18 protein-coding genes are annotated in these 16,215 nt (G+C 35.9%); 2 read left to right on the top strand and 16 right to left on the bottom strand.

Features of this window, described 5'->3' with window-relative positions; all coding sequences use genetic code 11:
* Position 1: 1 nt before the first annotated feature.
* Genes Q5N74_RS14060 through Q5N74_RS14040 form a run of 5 tightly spaced genes read right to left on the bottom strand, consistent with a single transcriptional unit; the run spans position 2 to position 4,660 of the window.
* Positions 2-856: a biotin-dependent carboxyltransferase family protein gene (locus Q5N74_RS14060; RefSeq protein WP_304389530.1), complete on the bottom strand. Its 855-nt coding sequence runs from the start codon at positions 854-856 to the stop codon at positions 2-4.
* A complete protein-coding gene (gene pxpB / locus Q5N74_RS14055; RefSeq protein ID WP_304389528.1) occupies positions 849-1,580 on the bottom strand; it encodes a 5-oxoprolinase subunit PxpB in 732 nt (243 codons plus the stop codon). Before pxpB ends, Q5N74_RS14060 begins: the two co-directional genes overlap by 8 nt.
* Before the next feature lie 5 nt (positions 1,581-1,585).
* Entirely contained in the window at positions 1,586-2,326 is a 741-nt protein-coding gene (gene pxpA, locus Q5N74_RS14050; protein ID WP_304389527.1) for a 5-oxoprolinase subunit PxpA, read from the bottom strand.
* Entirely contained in the window at positions 2,326-3,558 is a 1,233-nt protein-coding gene (locus Q5N74_RS14045) for an Nramp family divalent metal transporter (protein ID WP_304389526.1), read from the bottom strand. Before Q5N74_RS14045 ends, pxpA begins: the two co-directional genes overlap by 1 nt.
* Entirely contained in the window at positions 3,551-4,660 is a 1,110-nt protein-coding gene (locus Q5N74_RS14040) for a DUF2891 domain-containing protein (protein WP_304389525.1), read from the bottom strand. The genes Q5N74_RS14045 and Q5N74_RS14040 overlap by 8 nt, the downstream gene beginning before the upstream one ends.
* 400 nt (positions 4,661-5,060) lie before the next feature.
* Between Q5N74_RS14040 and Q5N74_RS14035 the strand changes: the two genes are divergently transcribed.
* The gene (locus Q5N74_RS14035; protein WP_304389523.1) at positions 5,061-5,519 is read left to right on the top strand and encodes a toll/interleukin-1 receptor domain-containing protein; all 459 of its coding nucleotides are present in this window, start codon (positions 5,061-5,063) and stop codon (positions 5,517-5,519) included.
* Between the two features lie 65 nt (positions 5,520-5,584).
* On the top strand, positions 5,585-6,802 hold the full coding sequence (locus Q5N74_RS14030; RefSeq protein WP_304389522.1) for an RDD family protein: 1,218 nt from the start codon (positions 5,585-5,587) through the stop codon (positions 6,800-6,802).
* Between the two features lie 389 nt (positions 6,803-7,191).
* Here the strand turns inward: Q5N74_RS14030 and Q5N74_RS14025 are convergent, their stop codons facing one another.
* From Q5N74_RS14025 to glp, 11 genes are all read right to left on the bottom strand, one after another.
* Positions 7,192-7,620, bottom strand: a complete 429-nt coding sequence (locus Q5N74_RS14025) for a hypothetical protein (RefSeq protein ID WP_304389521.1) — start codon at positions 7,618-7,620, stop codon at positions 7,192-7,194.
* Between the two features lie 220 nt (positions 7,621-7,840).
* A complete protein-coding gene (locus tag Q5N74_RS14020) occupies positions 7,841-9,376 on the bottom strand; it encodes a YifB family Mg chelatase-like AAA ATPase (RefSeq protein WP_304389520.1) in 1,536 nt (511 codons plus the stop codon).
* A 147-nt stretch (positions 9,377-9,523) separates the two neighbouring features.
* The gene (moaA, locus tag Q5N74_RS14015; protein WP_304389519.1) at positions 9,524-10,552 is read right to left on the bottom strand and encodes a GTP 3',8-cyclase MoaA; all 1,029 of its coding nucleotides are present in this window, start codon (positions 10,550-10,552) and stop codon (positions 9,524-9,526) included.
* 11 nt (positions 10,553-10,563) lie between these two features.
* Positions 10,564-11,475: a bifunctional molybdenum cofactor biosynthesis protein MoaC/MoaB gene (gene moaCB, locus Q5N74_RS14010; RefSeq protein ID WP_304389518.1), complete on the bottom strand. Its 912-nt coding sequence runs from the start codon at positions 11,473-11,475 to the stop codon at positions 10,564-10,566.
* A gap of 17 nt (positions 11,476-11,492) precedes the next feature.
* Positions 11,493-11,936 (bottom strand): molybdenum cofactor biosynthesis protein MoaE, encoded by a 444-nt coding sequence (locus tag Q5N74_RS14005; protein ID WP_304389517.1) that lies wholly within the window; start codon positions 11,934-11,936, stop codon positions 11,493-11,495.
* A 5-nt stretch (positions 11,937-11,941) separates the two neighbouring features.
* Positions 11,942-13,045 (bottom strand): molybdopterin-synthase adenylyltransferase MoeB, encoded by a 1,104-nt coding sequence (moeB, locus tag Q5N74_RS14000; RefSeq protein ID WP_304389516.1) that lies wholly within the window; start codon positions 13,043-13,045, stop codon positions 11,942-11,944.
* A gap of 40 nt (positions 13,046-13,085) precedes the next feature.
* On the bottom strand, positions 13,086-13,319 hold the full coding sequence (locus tag Q5N74_RS13995) for a MoaD/ThiS family protein (RefSeq protein ID WP_304389515.1): 234 nt from the start codon (positions 13,317-13,319) through the stop codon (positions 13,086-13,088).
* Complete coding sequence (locus Q5N74_RS13990) at positions 13,316-13,888, bottom strand: molybdenum cofactor guanylyltransferase (protein WP_304389514.1); 573 nt, start codon at positions 13,886-13,888, stop codon at positions 13,316-13,318. Before Q5N74_RS13990 ends, Q5N74_RS13995 begins: the two co-directional genes overlap by 4 nt.
* A gap of 1 nt (position 13,889) precedes the next feature.
* Positions 13,890-14,630, bottom strand: a complete 741-nt coding sequence (locus Q5N74_RS13985) for a sulfite exporter TauE/SafE family protein (RefSeq protein ID WP_304389513.1) — start codon at positions 14,628-14,630, stop codon at positions 13,890-13,892.
* Entirely contained in the window at positions 14,630-14,968 is a 339-nt protein-coding gene (locus tag Q5N74_RS13980) for a winged helix-turn-helix domain-containing protein (RefSeq protein WP_304389512.1), read from the bottom strand. The genes Q5N74_RS13985 and Q5N74_RS13980 overlap by 1 nt, the downstream gene beginning before the upstream one ends.
* Positions 14,969-14,978: 10 nt before the next feature.
* Entirely contained in the window at positions 14,979-16,157 is a 1,179-nt protein-coding gene (gene glp, locus Q5N74_RS13975) for a gephyrin-like molybdotransferase Glp (RefSeq protein ID WP_304389511.1), read from the bottom strand.
* Positions 16,158-16,215 lie beyond the last annotated feature (58 nt).

Here is a 16,215-nt window from a genome sequence, read left to right as displayed (position 1 = left end):
TTCACCTACTTCCAACCAGCTTAAAATCTATAAAGCTGCCTGTGAATTTTTGAGCCATTCTATTAATTGCCGACTCTTTTAACTGCAACACCCGGGGATAACCACCTGTTGTTTGACAGTCGCGCATTAATACAATAAGCTTTCCAGACGGCGTTAATTGCACCGTACCTGGCAATACAGCCGACGTAATAATAGGCTCTAAATTATTTTCTAAAGGTTCTGAAAGTTGATACGCCATACGGTTATTATCCTTCGAAACAGTAAAGCTATTTTGAAACAAAAATTCTTGCTGATTCTTTGATAAGAAATCAAATTCAGGACCTTTATAAACATCTATTCGGTGAGACAAAAAATGTTCATCTTTCACTTTAACTAATGCATTATTACTTACTGTAAATGAATTCATTTCATTAATTAAAAAAACATCATTTTTAGAAATTTTAGATTGAGAAGTCACTCCATTATACATGCTTCGACTCCCCATAACTTCTTCGGTTTTAAAACCACCAAAAACAGCTAAATAACAACGAAACCCTTTAGCTAATTTACCAAAAGACAACACATCGCCAGCAGACACCTGAATACTTTTATTCATCTGAATTGCCTGGTTATTTAGTTCCGGAGCCATAGTCGCACCCGATATACAAATACGCGTATCGCAATCAAACCGAAGTGATATTCCAGTAATAGTCATTTCAATGACCGCATCATTCGTATTATTACCTAAAATATGATTTGCTAAAGACGCTGAATACACATCCATCACTCCAGAATACGGTACGCCGTATTGCTGAAAACCCATACGCCCTAAATCCTGAACAGACGAATACATACCTGACTTTAATACTTTAACCATGAAGCACCTCGCTTTCCATTTGATACAGACCCGCATCTACCAAGGCCTTGATGTCTTGATACTCAATAAGTGACACCTGCTTAAAGACGATACGATCTCCTGCTTTCGCAAAACATGGTACGTTTAGTTTGGGATTAAAAAACGAGACAGGTGAATTCCCTATGATATTCCAACCCCCAGGACTTTCTGCGGGATACACTCCTGTTTGATTTCCACCAATAGCCACAGCCCCCTTTTCAATTCGTAAACGTGGCGTTGCTTTTCTTGGCATATGGAGTAACACATCTAAACCTCCTAAATACAGAAAGCCAGGTAAAAACCCAATAAAATAAACAGTATATTCAACTTCTGTATGACACTTAATTATCGCTTCTTTGGACAACTTTTTTTCTTCGGAAATAGCTTCTAAATCAACACCAAAAGCAACATCGTAACATACAGGGATTTTCCACAGCACTGACACTGTGTCATTATTCAATTGAAGCGATTTATAGATGTTTTTAAGCATGCTTACTTCGTTCTCAAAATTCCTACAAACAGAATCGTAAATAATTAATAACGAGTTATATGCGATCTTTAATTCAACAATAGATTTAACACTATTATCCGAAATAGTCGTTTTAAACTGAATGATATCCTTTAGAATTTCAGCATCAATAATTGCTGGCCATTCTACCAAAATAGCCCGCTCACCAAAGGGTTTGTATGTAAGATTAAAAGCCATTAATATTATAAAATTTTAACGCCTTTTGCTTCCAAATTTGCACGTAGTTTTTTCACTAATTCGGCCGCCTGAAGATTATCACCATGCACACAAAACGTCTGCGCTTTTACAGCCACTTCTGCCCCAGTAATTGTTTTTACTTTTCGTTTTTCCAACATATAAAATACATGTTCAAACATCACATCCGAATCATGAATTAAGGCATTTTTATCGGTACGTGATACCAATGTTAAGTCGTCATTATAATTTCTATCCGCAAAAACCTCATAGGTAATCGGAATATTATTTTCAAGTGCTAGACGTTCAATAATTGAATTACAAGGCACATAAAGTTTAACAGGCATCTCAATACTTTTCATCACTTCCACAAGCGTGGTCGCAATTTTAACATCTGTAACAGCCATATTATACAAAGCACCATGAGGTTTTACATGATGTAATAAGGCGTTTTCCTCCTTTAAAATAGATTTCAGATTGAAAATTTGTTCTTTCACGGAGTTATACAAGGCCACACAGGACATTTGCATAGGTTTTCTGCCAAAATTCTCAATATCTGGAAAGGAAGGGTGTGCGCCAATTTTAACGCGGTGCTTCTGCGCTAATTTAACCACCTTGCGCATGGTTTTACCGTTACCCGCATGTCCGCCACAAGCAATATTACAAGACGACACATAAGGCAGCAAGAGCGATTCGTTACCAATCCCCTCACCTACATCGACATTTATATCTATTGAATTATTAATCACTAAATCAGTTTTAGATTCAACACGTTATTAAGCGTTACGAGAGACAATAAAATACTAATAAGCAAGATAAGGAATGCTGCTATATTTTGAACTACATTATTTTTATAAATTCCTAAAACAGACGATTTATTAACCACCCAAATTAAAAACCCAGCAATAAGTGGCAACAGAATACCATTAGCAATTTGCGCAAATTTAATAACTTCAATAGGTTTTACACCCAAAGACGAAAACACAATACCAAGTATTAAAATAACCATCCATACGGCTTTAAATTTTTTATCAGCCATACTTGTAGACCAACCCAAGCAACCTGTAGCTACAAAAGCCGCCGCCAAAGGCGCCGTAATTGCACTCGTAATACCTGCAGAAAACAAACCTATAGCTAGAAAATATTTAGCAAAACTACCAAACAAAGGCTCTAAGCCCAGAGCTAAATCGGCTACATTTGCTACATGTTGCGTGTTTATTGAAGCAGCCGAAATTACAACACACATAGACACGATACCTCCAAAAACAATTGCTACCCTAGTATCTCGTTTTACCAACTTCAAATCGGATATATGATGCCATTTTTCTTTCACCAAAGACGCGTGCAAAAACAAATTATAAGGCACAACCGTGGTTCCTATCAAGGCCATAATAGTTAAGATGCTCCCTTTTGGCATTTTAGACAACACAATACTCTTAAAAATATCCGTAAGACTCGGCTTGGTAATAATCGTGGTTACCAAAAAGGCAAAACTCATCAACAACACAAGCGCCACCAAAGCCCGCTCTATGACTTTGTAACTCCCTAAATAAAGCAACACAAAAGCAATAAAACCAATTAACAGATTCAATCCTTTCACTGTAAAACCCGCCACAACTACTGTTGGATTCCCCATAATGGTTTCCAATCCCAAAACACCACCCGTAATATTACCAGCCTCATAAGCGGCGTTGCCCACCACAATAGCCAAGAGTATTAAGCCAACCGCTAGTATTTTTAACACAGGATGTTTGATTTCTGATCTTATAATTTCTGACAGTCCTTTTTGAGAAACAAGTCCTAATCGTGCAGACATTTCTTGAAGCACCACAGTTGCCGCAATAGACAAAACCATAGCCCACAGCAACGCGTACCCAAAATGAACACCCGCAAGCGTACATACCGTCACGGTGCCTGGACCTATAAACGCCGCAGCCACCAAAGGGCCTGGACCTATGTTTTTAAACCAATTTTTAATCATGAGAAGCGGCATTCAATGCGTAAATAGCAAAGCTACCTAACCAATGTCCGCCTTCATAACTATCACCAAAAATACTTGGCAAGGAATAATTTATATGCTCGTAAGCAATCGTTTTTAAATGCTGATATTCCGCAAGGTTTTCTGAGATTTTAATTAAACTCCACGCACGCGAAAAATTCACACCATCTAAATGCACCAAATGTCCATCGGTTCTATCTGAAACCACCCCTACTTCCAAAGCAAACTTTTTATCTTTTAATTGCGGTAAAAAGTCAGATAACCACTTCTTATAAGCTTCAACAGACAATAAGCGCTTCATTAATGCCGCCTCTTCCAAGCAAGGTGATAAAAAATCGGTGCCACTAGGCTCCCAACTCATTGGACAGGCTTGGTCGTTTAAAAAGAAAAATTTAGCACGCTCCTCAATAGCTAATTTCAAAGCTTCGTTATTTACGGTTACAGCATAATCATACGCAAAGGACAAGCCAAACGCGGTATTAGGATGCGTTCCCACCCGAAGCGGGTAATTTAATTTTGGCAAAAACTCGATATACTTTTCAATTATTAAATGGGTTAGCGGCTGCAAATTCGCTTCCAACTCTCTAGCAACAGGTGTTTCCCAAGTATGCAATTCTTCTGCTAGTTTTAACAACCATGCCCAACCATAAGTACGCTCAAAAGACTTATTATGTTCACCATGAAAATAACTAACTTCTGCTTCTATGTTTTCTTTGGATATATTTTGAAGTAGTTTTTGTTTAATCTCTTTAGCATGCTCTAGGTCTGGAAATCGTTTTAACAAACTCACCAAACTCCAATGTCCATGAACGGACGAATGCCAATCGAAACACCCATAAAAGGCAGGATGCAATACTGTGGGTGCCTTTAAATCGGCATCAGCTCCCAAGGTTTGCGATAGCCTATTTGGATATTCTGTATTCATACATTCTAAAGGCAATTGCGCCAACTTATTCGCTTGTTCTAAATTTAGCACAGCCATGGGGTCTTGTTTAATTTCTGAATTTATTGATTGTTGTTCTTTTTTGGTGTTATTACAACCTATCGCAAAAACGGCGCATAAAATAACGAGGACTCTCTTCATGTTTTAAGTTTATTCTTTGTTTTTATAAATCGAATTAAAATATAGATAATAATTATGGATGTTTCCTTTTTTATGTTTGATGATTTTTTTTTAACTCTCATTTATTAATCAAGTATTAGACATCCTTACCCCAAAATGGTTTGTTTTTTTTCTTGGTATTCTATGGATATATTGTTGTAATTATAATCATCTATAAAAGAATTCATTTTTGTGCAATTGCATATATAATATTACAATATTTTATGCTAACTTGCTGAATACATTCAAGTTCTACAATAATAGAGAAAAATAAAAAAGTATTATTTAGTTACTTAAATACGTACTTAGTGAAATACATACTGAACCATTTTAACTTTATAGTCCACGAAAATTAATTTATAATTAATACCTGAAAACAAATATGTCTAGTAAAGCCGTTAAAATATTCACATCATACGCTCATGAAGACGAAGGGCTTAAAGATGAAATGGATAAATATTTAAAAGTGTTAAAACGTTCAGGAAAAATTGACGCCTGGAATGATCGAGAATTAATCGCTGGTCAAGAATGGAATGAAGGCATTATGAGTGAATTTGCCAAAGCCAATATTATTTTACTATTAGTAAGTGTCGATTTTATTGCTTCCGATTTTATTTGGGACACAGAGCTTGCGGAAGCCATGAAAAGGCATGAAGCAGGAACCGCTTTTGTTGTTCCCGTTATTTTAAGGAGTTGTAAGTGGACAAGTATGCCGTTTGCAAAATTACAAGCCTTACCTAAAAATGCGCGTCCAATTTCAGATTATGACGATAAAGATGTCGCATTTACAGAAGTAGCTACAGGAATAGAACGTCTTGTTGATTATATTTTATCCAAATAAAAGAATTCCCCCTATAAACGTTGATTAGCAAAAAATAATTTTAACTAACCAAAAAATTAACTTTTATGTCGACAACAACCCCTTCCGCAGTCTCTACAGGTAAAGGAAAAATAACCGTTTATTTTCTTGCAGCTCCAGAAGATGAGGAGCAATCTAAAGCGATAAAAAAATACCTTTCTCCCGTTGTTCGAAATTCTAAGATCCCAATTGAAATACTGAGTGATTTCGAAATTCCAGCAGGACAAGATATAAACAGCTATAAGCTTCAATTGTATGATGCTGATATTGTTTTAGCTTTTATAAGTGCCGATTTTATTAATGACGATCAAACATACATACGCACCCAAAAAGTTATTGAACGTTACAATAAAGGCGAAACAGTCATGTTACCAATTTTGGTACGAAACTGCATGTGGAAGTCAACACCCTTTGTTAATTTACCTTTATTACCTAAAAATACGCAACCACTTAATAATAGACAATATTGGAATAGTGAAGATGATGCTTTAACCTCAGTAGTAAATGATATATATGAATCGATTAACGATTTTAACGAAGAGGAAGACGAAATTGTTGAACACATTGCTGAAGAACAATTATCCTCTTTAACAGAATCTAGAACTGTTGCCGAAGATATTATTGAAAATATATCAGAAAACGAAATTTCAGAAAAGGCAGAATTACTCATTGATAAGAACGAAGAGGTTGTAGAAGAGATTACTAAAGCAGAACCTGTAACGGAGAAAGCACCAGCACCAGCACCTTCCGTAAAAAAGACACCGACACGCAAAAAAATAGCGCATGTTAATTTAGAAGTAGACTATAGAAAAAACTACTACGGAAGAACCCTTATGAAACGAGGTGCCGCCTTTATTTTGGATCAGTTTTTAACATTTGTACCCATATATTTCTTATGGATAATTATTGAAGTTATGACTATGGATGATATTGAAGTTGAATATGAGCCATCTGACACATCACTATTATTATTTATTTTAGTGTATTTTACCGTATGTGCCGTTTTTGAATCCTCGAAGTGGAAAGGGACTTTTGGCAAACGCATTATGAAACTGGAGATTACAGAGAGAAATGGTGATCCTGTTGGATTTTTTAAAGCTTTTTTTAGAAATATACTAAGATTTATCATGCCTTATACTTACATTCTTGTGGTCCCAATAATAATTCAAATATTTACCTTCAAAAAGTATAAAAAGCTATTTCATGATCAAATGTCTTATACAGTAGTTGGAGAGCGTTTAAAGCAAGAAAAACGGGTGAAATAAATTATTTTGATTTATTATGCCTAGATAGTTTCTGTCTTGAAGTTGAGATTGATTTTTTAATATAATAATAGTCCTTGGCTTTGAAGTAATTATATTTTAGGCCGATAAAAACCCAGTTATTATTGTTTATGCTGTGCGAATTCCCTGCTCTCCGAAGCTTTCTCGGGAACTTATGCTGTGCGAAGTCTCCCGACTTCGCAACCATCACAATAGGTCGTAATACTTGTGGGTGCGAAGTCGGGAGACTTCGCACAGCACATCCCTACTTTTAATAAGGTTTATTATTTATAGAACACTTCTTAGAGCGGGGTAAATAAAATAACTAATAATATGTGAAGTTTATTTAGCATTTTGCAAGCAATAAATTATATACGTTTGACAGCAGTTTTTTATTTTATCCACATCAAATATAGTCCATAGTTAAAAATTCCAATTCCTAAATAAGTTACAATGTTCAGAATTAAATCCAATCCATCGTTTGACATTGTTCTTTTTGTTGTCTTAATCCCAGTTTTAATTTCATTTAATAAATCTTTTATTCTCGTAATCATATTTAAAAGAATACCTAGTATTATATAGACATTAGTATAGTTATACAGAAATATGAATAATATAATTGTTAAGCAAGAAGTAACTATAGTAGAGGCTAAACCTCTTTTTCGATTATTTTCATACAATTCGGCAATATATTCACTAGTTGTATTATCCGTTTGTTGGTAAAAAAGTCCTCGAATAATAATTCCAATTAAAGTCGATGATATAATAAATAATAAAATATTCGCAATTATAAATTTTACAATTATCCAGACTATATCCATATTCTGTATTTTTTTTTAGTTGTGTGGGTTAAAATATTAAATTAATTAAATAATCTATTAATCCAATCACCTCGAAACAAGAAAATAACATCATTCCCTGCTCTCCGATGCTTTCTCGAAAATTTATGCTACACGAAGTCTCCCGACTTCGTAACCATTCCAATGATCGTTAAGACTTTGTCTTGCGGACTACCAAAGAGATTCCTGCCTTCGTAGGAATTTAACCCAACCACCCATCTCTATCCAAACTCCTATATTGAATCGCTTCACCAATATGCGAACCGTTTACCTCTTCAACACCTTCTAAATCGGCGATAGTTCTAGAAACTTTTAAAATTCTATCATAAGCCCGAGCCGATAAATTAAGGCGTTCCATCGCAGTTTTTAACAGTTGCTTTGAAGCATCATCTAGAACACAATATTTTCTAATTTGTTTGGTGCTCATTTGTGCATTATAATGCACCGCATCACTTTCTTTAAAGCGTTCGGTTTGAATGGACCTAGCTTGGGTGACGCGTTTTCTAATATCAACCGAGGTTTCTCCTTTTCTATCTTCCGATAGTTTTTCAAAAGGCACGGGTGTTACTTCAATATGTATATCAATACGATCTAACAAAGGCCCTGAAATTTTACTTAAATACCGTTGCATTTCTGCAGGACTCGAGGTAACAGGTGCATTGGGGTCGTTAAAATAACCTCCTGGACTTGGGTTCATACTTGCTACTAACATAAATGAGGACGGATAGGTAACTGTAAATTTAGCACGCGAAATAGTGACTTCCCGATCTTCCAAAGGTTGGCGCAACACTTCTAAAACACCACGTTTGAATTCGGGTAATTCATCTAAAAACAAAACCCCATTATGGGAAAGTGATATTTCACCAGGCTGTGGAAACGCGCCGCCTCCTACTAAAGCCACATCTGAAATAGTGTGATGTGGACTCCGAAAAGGCCGTTGTGCCATCAAGCCCGTTTCTTTTACGCGACCAACTACCGAATGTATTTTTGTTGTTTCCAGCGCTTCATGAAGCGTCATAGGTGGTAAAATACTTGGCAAGCGTTTTGCTAACATGGTTTTTCCGGCACCAGGTGGGCCGATTAAGATAATGTTATGTCCGCCAGCTGCTGCAATTTCCATACAGCGCTTTATACCTTCCTGCCCTCTAACGTCGGAAAAATCGTGTTCTGGGAAATCTAAATTTTTCTCGAACTCCTCACGAGTATTCACAATAGTTTGCACTAAAGGTTCTCCTTTGTCAAAAAAATCAATAACCTGTTTGATGTTATCGATACCGTAAACTTCTAAATTATCAACAATAGCCGCCTCTTTAGCGTTCTGACTTGGTAAAATAAAACCTTTAAAACCTTCTTGTCTTGCTTTTACCGCAATAGGCAAAGCGCCCTTTATAGGTTGTAAAGTACCATCGAGCGACAATTCTCCCATAATAATATAACGCTCTAAATCGTCGTCTTTTATTTGTTTGGAAGACGCTAGAATACCTATTGCCAAAGTTAAATCGTAAGCAGATCCTTCTTTACGCAAATCGGCAGGCGACATATTAATAATGATTTTTTTACCAGGAATTCGGTACCCGTTATTTTGAAGCGCCGCAGCAATTCGGTAATTACTTTCTTTAATGGCATTATCAGGCAAACCTACTAAATGGTACCCAATACCTGTATCTGTATTCACCTCGACAGTGATGGTTGTTGCCTCCACACCAAAAACAGCACTTCCAAAAACTTTTTTAAGCATATAAATTGTTTACTGCTTAAATGTAAGAAATGTATCTTTTAGTTTGACAAAAATTAACTGCGTTTAAAAACAATTTTCAAACACTTAATAAATACTATTTTCGCTCACATTTCAACAAATAAACAAATCCACAAATAAACAAACCAACTACCCACCAATCGTAATCATACTCCTATTATTACTGTGCAATTTAGGCTCTTGAAGTTTTTCTAAGGTATCCATGCCTCCACGTACTTTAAATTTAGCTTGCACCGCTTTTTGAATAACGGGTTCAATTGGCTTACCTGAACGAAGCGTGGTTAATATATCAGATTCTGATGAAGAAAACAAACAGTTCTTAAGCTGCCCATTAGCGGTTAAACGCAGTCTGTTACAGGAATCACAAAACGGATTGGTAACCGAACTAATCACAGCAAAACTCCCTTTGTAACCTGATATTTTATAATTTTTAGAAGTATCATTCGGCGCATCTTGTAAGCGTTGTATGCTTTCTTCTGAAAAAGTTGCATTTACATAAGTCATCACTTCTGCATAGGAAACCATTTTACCCATATCCCATTTATTACCATCAAACGGCATGAATTCAATAAAACGAATTACAACAGGCAACTCTTTTGTTAAATTGATGAAGTCAATAATTTCATTTTCATTAAACCCTTTCATTAACACCACATTGACTTTCACTTTAAAACCTTCTTCAACTAAAAGTAACATGTTTTTATAAACGATGTCAAACTGGTCGCGCCGCGTAATGTGTTTGAATTTGCCTCTATCTAAAGAATCTAAACTGATGTTAATTTTGTTTACACCATTCACTTTCAAAACATCAATAAACTTATCAATAATCACGGCGTTTGAAGTGATTGATAATTCCACAGGAAGCGTCGCTAGTTTTTCTAAAATCACAGGAATATCTTTACGCACCAAGGGCTCGCCACCTGTTAACCTTATTTTTGTAACACCATGTTTTACGAAGGTTTTGGCTATTTGGTAAATTTCTTCATTAGTCATTAAATGACTTTTAGGAGATAACGGCACACCTTCTTCTGGCATACAATACGAACACCGTAAATTACAACGTTCTATTAACGAAATGCGCAAATACCCATGATGCCTACCATGTAAATCTTGTAATACTGGAGTTTCATTTTTCATTTTCAATTCTACCTTTTTCATTTCATTACAACTTAATCATGTCTCGCACCTCTTAATATTCCGAAAATATGCAATACCGACGGGAATATGGCGTCCATAGATTCACTGGCCCCATTAGTTGATCCTGGTAATGCCAACACCAAGGTGTTTTTCATAGTACCGGCAACACTTCGTGATAGCATCGCATAGGGTGTGCGATCTTGACCGTAATTACGAATCGCCTCTTCTATTCCTGGAATGCGTCTATCTAAAAGCGGTACCAATGCTTCTGGTGTGACATCGCGAGCTGAAAGCCCTGTGCCACCCGTATAAATAATGAGGTCGATTCCGTCTTCTTGATACCGTTTTGCTTTGTCTTGAATTGCTTCCAATTCATCTGGAATCACTTCATAAGCTTCCGTTTGAACACCACAAGCTTTTAATTTTTCAATAATTGCTTTTCCAGCTCTATCTTCTTTATGTCCCGCTGAAATAGTATCGGAACACACAATTACAGCTGCAGTAATATCGGTTCTAAATCGGTTTTTAAAATCAGATTTACCACCTTTTTTATGCAGTAATTTAATATGATGGATTTCAATACCTTTATCGATAGGCTTTAACATATCGTACATATTTAAAGCAACAACACTGGCTCCATGCATCGCTTCAACCTCTACCCCTGTTTTATAAATAGTTTTCACCGTAAATAAAACAGTGATTTCCAATTCGTTTATTTCATATTCCACGCCTGTAAATTCAATTGGCAATGGGTGGCAATCGGGTAAAATATCGGGCGTACGCTTTACCCCTAATAAACCCGCAGCTTTACTCATAGCAAACACATTCCCTTTTGGAACCATATCGTTTTGTATAGCAGCAATAGTTTCTGGTTTACTCACTTTCACAATAGCCTGAGCTACTGCAGTGCGGAGTGTTGTATTTTTATGTGTGATATCGACCATTTTCGATTTATTATTTTTTAATTATTAACCTTCCACTGATGTGAATCGTCTTCAAAAATTTCTTTTCCAAAAACGGGCACGTTGGCTTTTATTTTTTCAACAATAAATTCTAAAGCTTCAAAAACTACTTTACGTCTGGGTGATGATACAAACACAAACAAGCAGATTTCACCAGCTTTCACAACACCTAAACTATGATAAATATGCATGCAGGTTAAATCAAACTTTTCAAATGCAGCTTCTCGGATGTCATTGAACTTAATATTCGCCATATCTTCATAAGCCGTATAATCGATAGCCGAAACCGTTTTCCCATCAATAACATCTGCACGTACTTGTCCTAAAAATATATTATGCGCACCAATACTGGTTTTAGTTTGATGTTTGGCGATAGATTCTCCTATAAATCCGGAAGAAATAGCGCCTTCTTTAAACACGCTTTTTGGTTTTTTATCTGTCATTTGAATTATTTATTTTTTACTGAAAGGTTTTTAAAACCTTCTAGCTTTTCTATATGATTATTAATCTCTAAAGCTCCTTCTCTAAGGCTGAAACAGTTGTCAATATTCAAATTTTTCAATACGGAAACCGCTTTTTTACTACGTATTCCCGACTGGCAAAAAACAACTTTTTGCTTTTCACCGTCTATTTTATGAATGGAATTTTCTAGTTCACTTAAAGGAATTGCAGTCACATCAAGAAGATCTACTTTCGGAAGCTCATGCACTTCCCTAACATCTATAAATTGAATGTTTTCTTTGGATACAACATCCTTTATAGAAACGACTTCCGTTAGAAACTCACAATTAAATTCGGTTTGTTTATCGCTAAAAGTATCTTTACCCTTTAAAACAGCATCAATAATTGCTTCCGATTTATTAATTTTTAAAACCGTTGTTTGCGCTGTTAATGCATTATAACAAAGTAATTTCCCTGAGAGTACATCTCCAATACCTAAAATGATTTTCAACACTTCGTTGGCTTGCATACTACCAATAATTCCGGGTAACACACCCAACACACCCACTTCTGAACAATTTGGAACTGTGTTTTTTTGTGGCGGATTAGGAAATAAGCACCTATAACTGGGTCCGTTATTATAATTAAAAACAGACACCTGGCCTTCAAATTTATAAATCGCACCGAAAACAAGAGGTTTGTTAGCAATGATGCAGGCATCGTTTATAAGGTAACGTGTTTCGAAATTATCGGTTCCATCGACAATAACATCGTATTGGCTGAATAACTCCAAAGCATTTTGATAGCTTAGTTTTTCCGCATAAGCGGTGATTGAAATATCGCTATTTAAATCTTCCAACCGCTTTTTTGCAGCCTCAGCCTTATTTTGTCCCAAACTAGAGGTTCCAAATAAAATTTGACGTTGTAAATTAGATAATTCAACCACATCAAAATCCATAATTCCCAAGACACCAACACCAGCTGCGGCTAGGTACTGCAAAACAGGACACCCAAGTCCGCCCGCACCAACCACCAAAACTTTGGCGTTTGTAATTTTATCTTGACCGGCTTGTCCGATTTCCGAAAGTATGGTATGTCTGCTATATCTCATAAAGATGTAATTTTTTTAAAATAGAAGTCTCCCTCCTTACTTATCCACCAGCAAAAGGCGGTAATAAAGCGATTTCCTTTCCTGTTATTTCGGTTTCAAATGGCACCAAACTTTGATTTTGAGCTACTTGAAAATCATTATTTTTAAGCGCTTCATATTTAGAATGCAAAACATCTAATAGCTCAGAAATGGTAGTTCCTGAAAAGGAAATGGTTTCTTCTTCACAATCCGTCACTTCAGCAATAAACCCGAAATATTTTATACTAATATTCATTTTATAATCTCCTTTAATTGTGCTGGTGTATTGATATTTTGCGTGAATGAATTATCTGCTTCTGTTAACACAACAGATTTTACTTGACATTGATTCACTGCCCGCTGTAAGCGTCGTTCACCGGCATTTAATAATTTTAAAAATACCTGTTCGCAGGACTTTCTATAAAGCGCAATAAGTGGCATGTTCTTCCCTTGACTTTCTATTTGAATGACTTCAGAATTACCATCTACAGCATCCAATAGTTTCATCAAAATTTTTGTAGAAATTAATGGAATATCACAGCTCAACACTAAATTATATTCTGAGGAAGAATGTTTCAACCCCGAATAAATTCCTGCCAATGGCCCTCCGTTTTCAATAAAATCTCCAATACGTTCTAAACCAAACTGATCATAGGCTTCATTATTAGAAACAATAATAGCATTAGAAACTAAAGGTTTTAACGCATCAATACTATGCTGTACAAATTGTTTGCCTTCATACATCAAAAAGCCTTTATCGGTACCCATGCGAGAACTTTTTCCGCCAGATAAAATAATACCCGTTATGTCTTTTTTATCTATCATTTTATGTGAACATCAATTTAACACAAGCGATAACAAGCACAAAAGCCAACATATAGCGCAACGATTGATTGTTTATTTTTTTGCTTCCTAAATAACCTCCAAATACACCACCTATTAAGGCAACCCCTACTAAAACAAGGGTATCACTTTCTATTTGCACACCGCTACTTAGTTGCCCCACAAGTCCTGCCGCGGAATTAACCCAAATAAATAATGCCGAAACAGCTGCTGCCTCTTTCATATTCCCCCAATGGAGCAGTAATATAAGTGGCGTTAAAATGATACCACCACCAATACCTATTAAACCAGAAAAGAAACCAATAATACCACCAACTAAAAGTCCATGCCACAGTTTTACTTGGTTTATTTTTTCAGATTCCTTTCCAAAAACATTTAGCATTTTTAAAATAGCAAACACCAATAAAACGGCTAATATTTTTTTATAAATAGAGGCATCAATGTCGATAGTACCACCAAAAAAAGCCAACGGAATGGATGTTAATGCAAACGAGAAAAACAGTTTTTTATTAAAAAATCCTTCCTTATAATAATAGTAAAACGAAATGCCTGCCACAAAAAGATTCAACAACAGCGCTGTTGGCTTCATCACTTCTGGTAAAAACGAAAACAGAGCCATTAAAGCCAAATACCCACTCGCACCACCATGACCTACGCTCGCGTAGAGAAATGACACAATAGGAAGTAGCATTAGAAAGAAACTTATGTTTTGGGTTTCTAACATTATAAATTCTCGATTTGAGCTAATTGTTTATCTAAAAATTTCCAGCAATTTTGATTGATTTCGTCGAAAACCTGAACAAGGGATTTCCCGTATTCGGTTAATTCTGCACCACCGCCACCTTTACCTCCAGTTGAATTTATAGTCACTGGTTTTTTAGCCGATTTATTTACCGAATCAAGAAGCGTCCATGCTTTTTTATAAGATAGATTTAGGCTTTTTGCCGCCTTTGATAAAGAACCTGTTTCATCTATAGCTTTTAACAATTGCACACGCCCTTCACCTAAAAGCACATGCTCGTTGCATTCAATCCAAATTCTACTCTTAATTTTATAACGCATCGGTTTCAATTTAAACGGGTAACAAAATCACTTCCACTTTATCCCCAACAGCTATCGTTGAGCAATCTTCTTCCATAAATACCAACACATTTGCTAGGGCAAAAGTTTGCTGCATTGCAGAACTTTGTCCCTCTAAAATCTCAACAGAACCATTAGTATATGTAGCTTTTAAAAACTGTGGTCGATCACCAAACTTTTTAAAATCGGACCTAGAAGTTGCGTGTATGCGTGGTAATTCAACCAGTTTACGGTTCATCATTTTTCGCAATGTGATATACACATACACATAAAAACAAGTTAACGCAGCAGCAGGATTTCCTGGAAGCGCAAAAATGGCCGTATTTTGTTTGGTTCCAAAAAACAAGGGCTTACCTGGTTTTTGTTTCACTTTATAAAAATGTTCTGTAACACCTAATGCATTTAATGCTTTTCCAACAAAATCGTAATCACCCACAGAAATACCACCGGTTATAATTACCAAATCATGTTCATTAATAACAGCATCTAATTTTGATTGTGTTTTTTCATAATCATCTTCAACCTTATGAATGCTAACATCGTAAAACTTCAAACTATAAAGCGCACTTAAAAGCATTTTAGAATTGCTCTCGTATATTTTTCCGTAAGCTAAATCGGTGCCAGTTTCCACCAACTCATTACCGGTAGTCACTAAAGCTATAGACGGTTTTTTAAACACATTAACTGTTGAAACACCTAATGAACTTAAATATCCAATAGCAGCAGGTGTTAATTTCGTGTTTTTAGTAAGGGCTTGTTCCCCTTTTTTAACCTGCTCCCCTAATGGACGAATGTTCGTGTTAACCTCAATACGATTTGCAATGGTAATCGAGTTCACATGAACAATCACCTTTTCTTGCATCATTACCGCATTGGCGGAGTCTGGAACAGGTGCGCCCGTAAAAATACGCACGGCTTCACCTGGTTTTAAAATAGGCTGATGCGCATCACCCGCTTTAACCTCTCCTATTAGTTGATATGTTAAGCTATCGTGTAAACACAAAGCATAACCATCCATTGCCGACTGCCTAAAGGGCGGCATATTAATAGGAGAAACAACCGTATCAAAAAGTCTATAACCCCCTGCTTTCTCCAAGGTTTTAAAGGTGCTTTTTAAAAGCGGTTTGCTTTGCGCTTTAATAAGCTGAATAGCTTCAGTAATGGGTATCATAATAGAATTCGTTATATCCTTACAAATATAACGAATAACTTTCTGCAAGTCTATTTGA

This window comes from Mariniflexile sp. AS56, from assembly GCF_030552475.1.
Taxonomy (GTDB): Bacteria; Bacteroidota; Bacteroidia; order Flavobacteriales; family Flavobacteriaceae; genus Mariniflexile.
This window is presented reverse-complemented; position numbering and strand designations above follow the sequence as displayed.

Coding starts and splice junctions, on each gene's coding strand:
- Q5N74_RS14060 (WP_304389530.1), bottom strand. CDS start 856: ATGGTTAAAGTATTAAAGTCAGGTATGTATTCGTCTGTTCAGGATTTA.
- pxpB (WP_304389528.1), bottom strand. CDS start 1,580: ATGGCTTTTAATCTTACATACAAACCCTTTGGTGAGCGGGCTATTTTG.
- Q5N74_RS14045 (WP_304389526.1), bottom strand. CDS start 3,558: ATGATTAAAAATTGGTTTAAAAACATAGGTCCAGGCCCTTTGGTGGCT.
- Q5N74_RS14040 (WP_304389525.1), bottom strand. CDS start 4,660: ATGAAGAGAGTCCTCGTTATTTTATGCGCCGTTTTTGCGATAGGTTGT.
- Q5N74_RS14035 (WP_304389523.1), top strand. CDS start 5,061: ATGTCTAGTAAAGCCGTTAAAATATTCACATCATACGCTCATGAAGAC.
- Q5N74_RS14030 (WP_304389522.1), top strand. CDS start 5,585: ATGTCGACAACAACCCCTTCCGCAGTCTCTACAGGTAAAGGAAAAATA.
- Q5N74_RS14025 (WP_304389521.1), bottom strand. CDS start 7,620: ATGGATATAGTCTGGATAATTGTAAAATTTATAATTGCGAATATTTTA.
- Q5N74_RS14020 (WP_304389520.1), bottom strand. CDS start 9,376: ATGCTTAAAAAAGTTTTTGGAAGTGCTGTTTTTGGTGTGGAGGCAACA.
- moaA (WP_304389519.1), bottom strand. CDS start 10,552: ATGAAAAAGGTAGAATTGAAAATGAAAAATGAAACTCCAGTATTACAA.
- moaCB (WP_304389518.1), bottom strand. CDS start 11,475: ATGGTCGATATCACACATAAAAATACAACACTCCGCACTGCAGTAGCT.
- Q5N74_RS14005 (WP_304389517.1), bottom strand. CDS start 11,936: ATGACAGATAAAAAACCAAAAAGCGTGTTTAAAGAAGGCGCTATTTCT.
- moeB (WP_304389516.1), bottom strand. CDS start 13,045: ATGAGATATAGCAGACATACCATACTTTCGGAAATCGGACAAGCCGGT.
- Q5N74_RS13995 (WP_304389515.1), bottom strand. CDS start 13,319: ATGAATATTAGTATAAAATATTTCGGGTTTATTGCTGAAGTGACGGAT.
- Q5N74_RS13990 (WP_304389514.1), bottom strand. CDS start 13,888: ATGATAGATAAAAAAGACATAACGGGTATTATTTTATCTGGCGGAAAA.
- Q5N74_RS13985 (WP_304389513.1), bottom strand. CDS start 14,630: ATGTTAGAAACCCAAAACATAAGTTTCTTTCTAATGCTACTTCCTATT.
- Q5N74_RS13980 (WP_304389512.1), bottom strand. CDS start 14,968: ATGCGTTATAAAATTAAGAGTAGAATTTGGATTGAATGCAACGAGCAT.
- glp (WP_304389511.1), bottom strand. CDS start 16,157: ATGATACCCATTACTGAAGCTATTCAGCTTATTAAAGCGCAAAGCAAA.